Here is a 7,878-nt window from a genome sequence, read left to right on the forward strand (position 1 = left end):
CTTCACTACTAAATTCGACTCCAAAACTAAAAATATTCATACCCAATAATTTATCTATCAAACAAATATACAAAAATATGAGCAATTACGGATATACATTTACTTTTTCTTCTATTTCAATTGTTTTTTTAGAAGTAGAGCAACTTAAAAAAGATAGTACAATCAATACCATTACTTTTTGCATATTAATTAGTTTTAGTTAAGTCCAACAATCCTCCTAAATTCAATTGAAAATAAAATGTACCTACATTATCATTTAAACCTGTTTTAGTTCCATCTATTTTGTTTTCCCATTCAGTATCTCCTGAAAAAGTTAACATATACCCCAGTTTAATACCTGTAAAAAGACCTTTTTTATCTACTACTTTTACATTAAGACCAATATTACCCATTACTTGATTATTGGTTAGGTTCTGAAAAGAATTGTTTAACTTATTTTGTACAATTAATTGATTGTTATTTAAAACCACACCAATATTTGGTTCCATTTTCCATGATTTATTTTTAGATACGTTGTAACCAAAAGATAATGTATTACTAAAACCAATGTATTGAATTTCGCCTGTATTATTATCTTTATTAGCATTTGAATACAAAAATTCAAATCCAATTACGTAATTATTCTTTGTCCAAGCACTACCTGCTCCAATAGAAAACGAATATAATTCCGGTTCTATATCTGCTGCAAAATGATTGTTGAAATCGTTGTATTTTGTTCCGATGATGGCTCCAAAATAAATACCTGTGTCTTTTTTTTCTTGTGCATTTGAAACAAGAGTTGATGCTACTAAGATTGCTGTTAAAATGATTATTTTTTGCATAATTTCTATTTTTAATTGATTTGACTTGTTAAGTTTTTTTTGATTTTCATTATGATAAAATCGGGGGTTACTCTTGGTAAATTTGATATGAACCAATTATTAAAGCCTACGATTTTTTTTTGATTTTGTATTGAATAATAATTTAATTCCCTCTTGTGCGACAAATTCAGGATTTACAGGTTTGTTTGCTTTATAGGCATTTGTGGTAGCCATTTCTGGAGTTGTAAAAGCAATATCAATTGGACCAGGACACAATGTTTTGATCATAACACCAGTTCCCTGTAATTCTGCATTAACTGTTTCTGAAAATGCCAATACAAAAGCTTTTGTGGCCGAGTAAACGGAATAATATGGAAATGGTAAAAATGAAAGTAAAGAAGCTACATTCATTATTGAACCACTACCTTTCTTCACCATATCTTGAGAAAACAATTTTGTAAGCACTACTAGAGAAGAAATATTTAGTTCTATCATATTTAATTCTTCTTGAAGTGAAGTTTTAGTAAATTCACCATAGTTTCCAACTCCTGCATTATTGATGAGGTAATCAACTTGTACATTCTCTTTTTTTATTTCTAGGTACAAAGCCTCTGCATTAGATGCCATTGATAAATCTTTTCTAAAAATTTTTACTTTAATTCCATATTTTGGTTCAAAATCATCTCTAATACCTTGTAAGCGGTCAAAGTTTCTTGCTACCAAGATTAAGTTGTGTTTTCTTTCTTCCAAAATTTTAGCCATTTCATAGCCAATTCCTGAAGAAGCTCCTGTGATTAATGTGTAACTTTCCATAATCTAAATGTTATTTAATTTTAGTCCAAACTTCTGTTCTTCCAAACATTGAAATTCCAACAAAACCTCTTACGTTAATTTTGTCTTTTCCTTTTTGAGTTATTTTACAAGAGTAAGTTTTTCCTTCTCGTGGATCATAAATAGTTCCATCTTCCCAAGTATCATCGCCATCAAAGACAAAATTGTTCAAGATAACCAAACCGATAACTTCTCTATCTCTTAATTTTGCATCAGGGTTTTTTACATCCTTTGCATCGCCACCCGTTCCCCAAATAACTTTACCAAAGTATTTATTGTCTTTTTTAAAGATTTGAAATTTGGCGTCTTTTTTCTCATTAATCCATTCGCCTAAGATAGCATCGGATTTTGTTTGTGCCTGCGATGTATTAGCCACCCCGACTAATAGAAACATCATAAAAAATAGTTTTTTGCTCATTGTTTTTAAATTTTTTGTTTTCATTTTTTTTCTGTTTTAATTATTTATTTCAATTGTTGGTGGAATTAATTTATACATAACTGGTGTTACAATTCTTGAAAGGATAGTTGAACTAATCAAACCTCCAATTAAGACTAATGCTAATGGCGATATTAAAGGGTTTGGATTTAATGCTAATGGAATTAATCCACCAATGGCAGTCAGTGATGTTAAAACCACTGGTAAAAAACGAATTTCACTGGCTTTTTCAATCGCTTCTTCCAATGGAACACCTTCTATCCGCATTTGATTGGTAAAATCAACTAATAATATAGAGTTATTTACTTCAATTCCAGCTAAGCCAATAAAACCTACGATTGCAATAAATGACATGGGATTGCTCGATAGCCACAACATTGTAATTCCACCAATTACACCTAAAGGCAAAACTGATAAAACAATGATAATGCCTTTGAAGGTCTTGAATTGTAAAATAAGTACTGCTATGAAAAGAAAAATTGTTAAGATGATGACTGTAATAAAACCTCCACCAAAAGCATCGTCTTCACTTTCTGCTTCACCCGATAATTTGTAAAAATATCCCGAAGGCATTTTTAGGTTGTCTAATTTTGGAAGTACTTCTTTTAATACATCATTTGCTAAAATTCCATCTTTGGTAGCACTTGTAATTTTTATAAATCGATTTTTATCAAAATGATTGATATTATTGGGTGAAGTAATAAATTCAATATCTGCCAATTGTCCCAAAGGAATTGCAGTTCCCATTGCATTGTTAACAAAAATATTTTTTAATACATTTAAAGTTGTAACATTATCTTTAGGTGTATTAATTATAATATTAAAGTCATCGCCTTCATCATTGGTATAAGTTCCTATTTGAATTCCGGCAACTGCTAATCGTACGGTTCTATCAATATCAGCTGTAAATACTCCTAATGTTCTTGCTTTTTCACGATTGATATTGATTTTTATGTCTGTTTTTAAAGTATTTAATTCGTTGTTAACATATATAGCACCCGAATTCGATTTTAAAATGTTTTCCACTTTAAAAGAAAGTGTTCGAAGGGTATCTAAATTTTCGCCAAAAACTCTGATGGAAATTGGTGCTTCTATTGGTGGGCCTTGTTCAAAATCTTTAATTTCTACTTGTGCCAAAGGAAAATCTTTAAACTGATCACGAAGTTTTTTAATTAATTCATTTTTAATTTTTGGTTTTGCCTTTTCATCAAGCTGAATAAAAAGCTGAGCAAAATCATTTTTTTCTTCCTGTTGTGGTACGTTGTAATAAATTTGAGGATTTCCCTTTCCAATATTTGAAGTATAAGAAGTAATCTCTTTATTTTTTGCTATACTATCTTCTACTATTTTGGTAATTCTTTTGCTTTCATCTATTTTGGTTTGAAGAGGCATTCGAATGTTTACCAAAAAAATGGGTTTTTCAGAAGTAGGAAATAACTTAAAACCTACCACAGGAAATAATGCTAAAGAACCTAAAAATAGAATAGATGTTACTATTAATGTTGTTATAGGTTTCATCAAGGCTTTATGCATCAATTTTGCATAGGTGTTTTTAATAAATTTTTGTAAATACTGAAGAAAAATATTTCCCTCACTACTCTGATGTTCTTTTAAAATTCTACTGGCTAAAAAAGGGACTAAAGTCAACGATACAATCATCGAAGCTAGAATACTTGTGATTACTGCCATAGGTAATCCTCTAATAAACTCTCCTGGACCAGCAGGAAGAAATAAAAGAGGTAAAAAAGAAATTATCAAAGTTGCTGTACATCCTATAACTGCTAGAGTAATTTGCTTTGTAGCTTTTATGGCAGCTTCTTTTTTGGAATATCCATCACGCAGATACCGCTCTATATTTTCTACCACAACGATACTATCATCCACCAGAAGCCCTAATGAAACCACTAATCCAACAATACTTAACTGGTTTAATGATAAGCCAAAAGCATTCAATCCAATTAATCCTAATGCCAACGAAAGAGGTATTGCCACCATCACGATAATAGAAGCTCTATTGCCAAGTGGTAATAATGTAATTAAAACCAACCCTAATGCAAATAAAAAATCTACAACTAAACCTGAAAGACGTAAAGAAACATTATTAGCTTGATCAAAATTTTTAGTGAATTGAACTGTTTTTGGTAGGCTTTTCTCAAAATCTGATAGAATAGGTAGCATCTTTTTTTGAGTAGTACTAATATTTGCACCAACTTTTTGAGCAGCGGTTATCAAGATGCAACGATGTCCATTTAAACGCGTGATATGTTTTTCTTCTTCTAATTTATAATCAACTTTCGCTACATCTTTTAAAGCAATTATTTTACCATTTGCATTGTAAACAATTGTATTTTCTATGTCTTCAATTCCCGAAAACTTACCACTTGTTTTTACATTAAATGATTTTGTTCCTGCAACTATACTACCTCCTGGAATATTTAGTGCCTCACTTTGCAAACTTCCGATAATAGTATTTAAAGGAATTTTCAGTTCAGCAATTTTAGCTAATTGCAAATCAATACGTATTGTCTCTTCTGGTGCTCCTGATACTTTTACTTTCTTTAAATCTTTTACTTTTTCAAGTTTTTCTTTTAAATCATCTCCTAATTCTTTGAGTTTTTTATAAGAAGCATTCTCCGAAACTAGAGCAACTTGTAAAATATTAACATCCGATGGATCAACTTTTCTAATATCAATTTTATTAATGTCTTGAGGCAATTCGCTTCTCAAATTATTTACTTCTCTGATGACTTCTTGATACTTTTTATCTACATCTTCACCATATTTAAAATCAATTTGAATGATTGCCAAACCATCTTGAATGGATGTAACAATTTTATCTACATTATCAAGCTCATATAATTCATTTTCAATTGGTTTAACGACTAGTTCCTCCATGTCTTTTGGACTCGTTCCTGGATAAACTACCACAATAGGAAAAGATGGTGGATTTATTTGTGGATCTTCTGCTCTTGGCATTGTAAACAATGTTACTGCACCAACAACAGCTGCCATTACGAATGCCACAATGGTAAACTGGTAGTTTTTGACTGAAAAGTTTGTGATATTCATAACGATTTATTTAATGATTTTGACTTTAGATTGTTCATTAAGAAAAGGAGAATTTCCTATAATAACATGGGTTTGATTTTCTAAACCGCTAGAAACTAAAACTTCCTCTTCATTAAAACTTTCAATTATAATGGGAATTTTTTTGACAGTAGTATTGGAAGATGGAATAAAAACAAAAGCATTTTTTCCATTTGCTTCAATGACCGCATCATAAGGAATAGTAGTTGTTTTTTCAGTATTTGAGCTACTGATATTTACTTTTGAAAACATTCCAACTGCAAGATTTGTAGTTGCATTTTTGATTTTTATTTCAATTTGAAATGTGCCTGAATTTGCATCAATAGATTGACTTTTTTGAGTTACTATACCATCAAATTGATTGCTGTTGGAAAGAATTTTACACAAATTATTTTCTTTAATTTTTAGCCAATCGTTTTCGGATACGCCTACTTTTACAATCCAATTTTTTTGATTGTTACTTTCATTGATTATCAAAACAGGACTTCCACCTTGAACGATTTCGCCTTCATTTGCTATTTTTTTACCCACAAAACCAGCTGAAGTTGCATAGATATAAGCGTATTTTTTATTAAAGCTAGCTTGTTGTAAAGTCTTTTCAGCAATTTCTAAACCTGTTTTAGTGTTTTGCAGCTGTTCTAGTGTAGCAACACTATCTTTGTATAAATTGGTAATTCTACTAAAATCACGTTTGCTTTTTTCTAGAGCAAGTTGGGCTTGAATGACTTGAGCTTCTACTTCAGTTTGCTTTAAAGTAGCTAACAACTGTCCTGCTTTGAATGATTGTCCTTCTTTTACAAAAATCTTATCAATAACACCACCAATTTTAAATGACAATTTGGTTTCATTTTCAGTAGTAATTAATCCACTGGTTTCAATATTACTTGTGCTTTGAGAATTTTGTAATTCAAAAAGATTTACCGCTATTATTTCGGTTTCATTTGTTTTACTTTCCTTTTTATCGGAACAAGACATAATCGCTAAAGTTGCAAAAACGAATAAGTATTTTATGTTTTTCATTTGTAAAGTTTTAAGTTTAGAAGTTATAACTAGCATTTGCTCTTTCCAATTCTGTGAAGGATATCCACGTATTATAAAAAGCTAGGTTTGTATTGAGTAAAGTATTAATGTATTGATTTTGAGCATCAAGAAGTTCAATATAAATTGCCTGTCCTTGCTTGTACAATTTTGAAATATCCTCGTTGAATGTTTTAGCTGCTATTGTTTGGTTTTTCTCTGCTTTATATATATCAATTTTTGCTAACCAATTATTTTTCGCAATTTCATACTGGAGTTGTAATTGTTGCTTTACATTATCAGTTTGTGAGTTAATTTTTTTACTATCTTCTTCTACTTGTTTGAGCTTAAATTTGTTTTTGTTTCCGGAGAAAATAGACCATTCTAATGCCAAACCACCAAAATAATATCGCGATTGTTGTTGTATTTGAAAATCAAAATCTTGATAACCAAAATCTATAAATGCATTCAGTTTTGGAAACCAATTCGATTGTGTTAATTTTAGAAGCGATGAATTTATTTCAGTGATTGTATTTAATTTTTTTAATTCTTCGCGTGATTGTATATTATCTATTTCAATGGTTTCAGGTATGTTTTCATAGATTGTTTGAACCTTAATTTCAGTGTCTAAAGATTGGTTCAAAAGAAAATTGAAGTATGATTGGGCATTTTTACTATTTGATTTAGCTTCCGCTAAATTGGCTTCAATACGTTTTACTTCATTATCACTACGTAGCACAGCAGTTCGATTAATTTTATCATTTTTAAACAGCGATTGATTTACTCTTTGATTTTCTAATGTTAGTTTTAAAGCCTCTTCGTAAATTTTTATTGCTTCAAGCGTTTGAAGATATTTGAAGTAACCAATTTTGATTTCCTTTACAAGTTCTCTTTTATAAATCTCTAATTCAATTTTTTGGAAGTCATTTTGTTGGCTTTTAATTCTTCTGTTGTAGATAATCTCATAATTTAGTAATGGCATCACAGTATGAATTCTTACATCATAAAAGTTATTGGGATTTAATAGAATGGATTGGTTTTCAACGGTTGGGAATGAAGTAGAGTTGGTTATTTGATTTAATGAGTTGTAAATTGGGTTTAATAAATCGCCAATAGGGAAATCAACTGTTCGACCACCATCTGCAATTGTATAATTACCATTGAATGTTACAGTTGGGTAGAAAAGGCTTTTCGCTTCTTTCAAAGCCCAAATACTTTTGTTGATGTCAAAATTATATTGCTTAATTACTTCATTATTTTCAAGTCCAATTTTTATATAATTATCTAACTCATTTTGAGCAAAGCTGAAATAATGAAAGGTTAAGAACAGTAGTGTTAGGATTGTATTTTTCATATATTATACGTTGTTTAAATAATGAACAATGTTCAAAATAATTCAAAAAAAATTTATAGTTTGTATATCATTTTTAAAAATTCATTATAAGCATCAATTACTATAGTTTCTGGATTAGTTAAATTAACACCTTTACTTCTTTGTCTGATCTCTAAACAGCACATTCCATGAACTAAACTCCAGATCATAAAAGATAGTGGTTCCAGATTATGACCTTTAAAATGACCTTCATCAATACATTGTTTGACTGTTGTGTTTAGCACATCAAAAGTTGCTTTTCCTTCATTCCATTCTTCTTCATTAACAGCATCTAAAAATTCCATTGGAGCTTTCAGATTAAACATTAGATCATA

Annotated in this window: 8 protein-coding genes; 1 reads left to right on the forward strand and 7 read right to left on the reverse strand. The window is 29.9% G+C overall.

Features of this window, described 5'->3' with window-relative positions:
* A partial coding sequence (locus tag ACIQ2X_RS11620; protein ID WP_396179083.1) for a hypothetical protein occupies positions 1-203 on the forward strand: 203 nt, incomplete at its 5' end.
* Here the strand turns inward: ACIQ2X_RS11620 and ACIQ2X_RS11625 are convergent.
* The 7 genes from ACIQ2X_RS11625 to ACIQ2X_RS11655 all read right to left on the reverse strand — a co-directional run.
* Complete coding sequence (locus ACIQ2X_RS11625) at positions 186-821, reverse strand: hypothetical protein (RefSeq protein ID WP_396179084.1); 636 nt, start codon at positions 819-821, stop codon at positions 186-188. The two genes, ACIQ2X_RS11620 and ACIQ2X_RS11625, sit on opposite strands and share 18 nt — an antisense overlap.
* 99 nt (positions 822-920) lie before the next feature.
* A complete protein-coding gene (locus ACIQ2X_RS11630) occupies positions 921-1,613 on the reverse strand; it encodes an SDR family NAD(P)-dependent oxidoreductase (protein WP_396179085.1) in 693 nt (230 codons plus the stop codon).
* A gap of 10 nt (positions 1,614-1,623) precedes the next feature.
* Positions 1,624-2,073 carry a DUF2147 domain-containing protein gene (locus tag ACIQ2X_RS11635; RefSeq protein ID WP_396179086.1) on the reverse strand — a complete coding sequence of 150 codons (450 nt, stop codon included), beginning with the start codon at positions 2,071-2,073 and terminating at the stop codon, positions 1,624-1,626.
* Between the two features lie 12 nt (positions 2,074-2,085).
* Complete coding sequence (locus ACIQ2X_RS11640; RefSeq protein WP_396179087.1) at positions 2,086-5,136, reverse strand: efflux RND transporter permease subunit; 3,051 nt, start codon at positions 5,134-5,136, stop codon at positions 2,086-2,088.
* A 6-nt stretch (positions 5,137-5,142) separates the two neighbouring features.
* Positions 5,143-6,210: an efflux RND transporter periplasmic adaptor subunit gene (locus tag ACIQ2X_RS11645; protein ID WP_396179088.1), complete on the reverse strand. Its 1,068-nt coding sequence runs from the start codon at positions 6,208-6,210 to the stop codon at positions 5,143-5,145.
* Entirely contained in the window at positions 6,191-7,525 is a 1,335-nt protein-coding gene (locus ACIQ2X_RS11650) for a TolC family protein (RefSeq protein ID WP_396179089.1), read from the reverse strand. The genes ACIQ2X_RS11645 and ACIQ2X_RS11650 overlap by 20 nt, the downstream gene beginning before the upstream one ends.
* A 53-nt stretch (positions 7,526-7,578) precedes the next feature.
* On the reverse strand, positions 7,579-7,878 hold a 300-nt coding region (locus tag ACIQ2X_RS11655), incomplete at its 5' end, for a TetR-like C-terminal domain-containing protein (RefSeq protein WP_396179090.1).

The organism is Flavobacterium sp., from assembly GCF_044368625.1.
In the GTDB taxonomy this organism is placed as follows: domain Bacteria; phylum Bacteroidota; class Bacteroidia; order Flavobacteriales; family Flavobacteriaceae; genus Flavobacterium.

Bases quoted from the DNA above. Each gene is read 5' to 3' on its own strand.
- ACIQ2X_RS11625 (WP_396179084.1), bottom strand. From the start codon at position 821: ATGCAAAAAATAATCATTTTAACAGCAATCTTAGTAGCATCAACTCTT.
- ACIQ2X_RS11630 (WP_396179085.1), bottom strand. From the start codon at position 1,613: ATGGAAAGTTACACATTAATCACAGGAGCTTCTTCAGGAATTGGCTAT.
- ACIQ2X_RS11635 (WP_396179086.1), bottom strand. From the start codon at position 2,073: ATGAAAACAAAAAATTTAAAAACAATGAGCAAAAAACTATTTTTTATG.
- ACIQ2X_RS11640 (WP_396179087.1), bottom strand. From the start codon at position 5,136: ATGAATATCACAAACTTTTCAGTCAAAAACTACCAGTTTACCATTGTG.
- ACIQ2X_RS11645 (WP_396179088.1), bottom strand. From the start codon at position 6,210: ATGCTAGTTATAACTTCTAAACTTAAAACTTTACAAATGAAAAACATA.
- ACIQ2X_RS11650 (WP_396179089.1), bottom strand. From the start codon at position 7,525: ATGAAAAATACAATCCTAACACTACTGTTCTTAACCTTTCATTATTTC.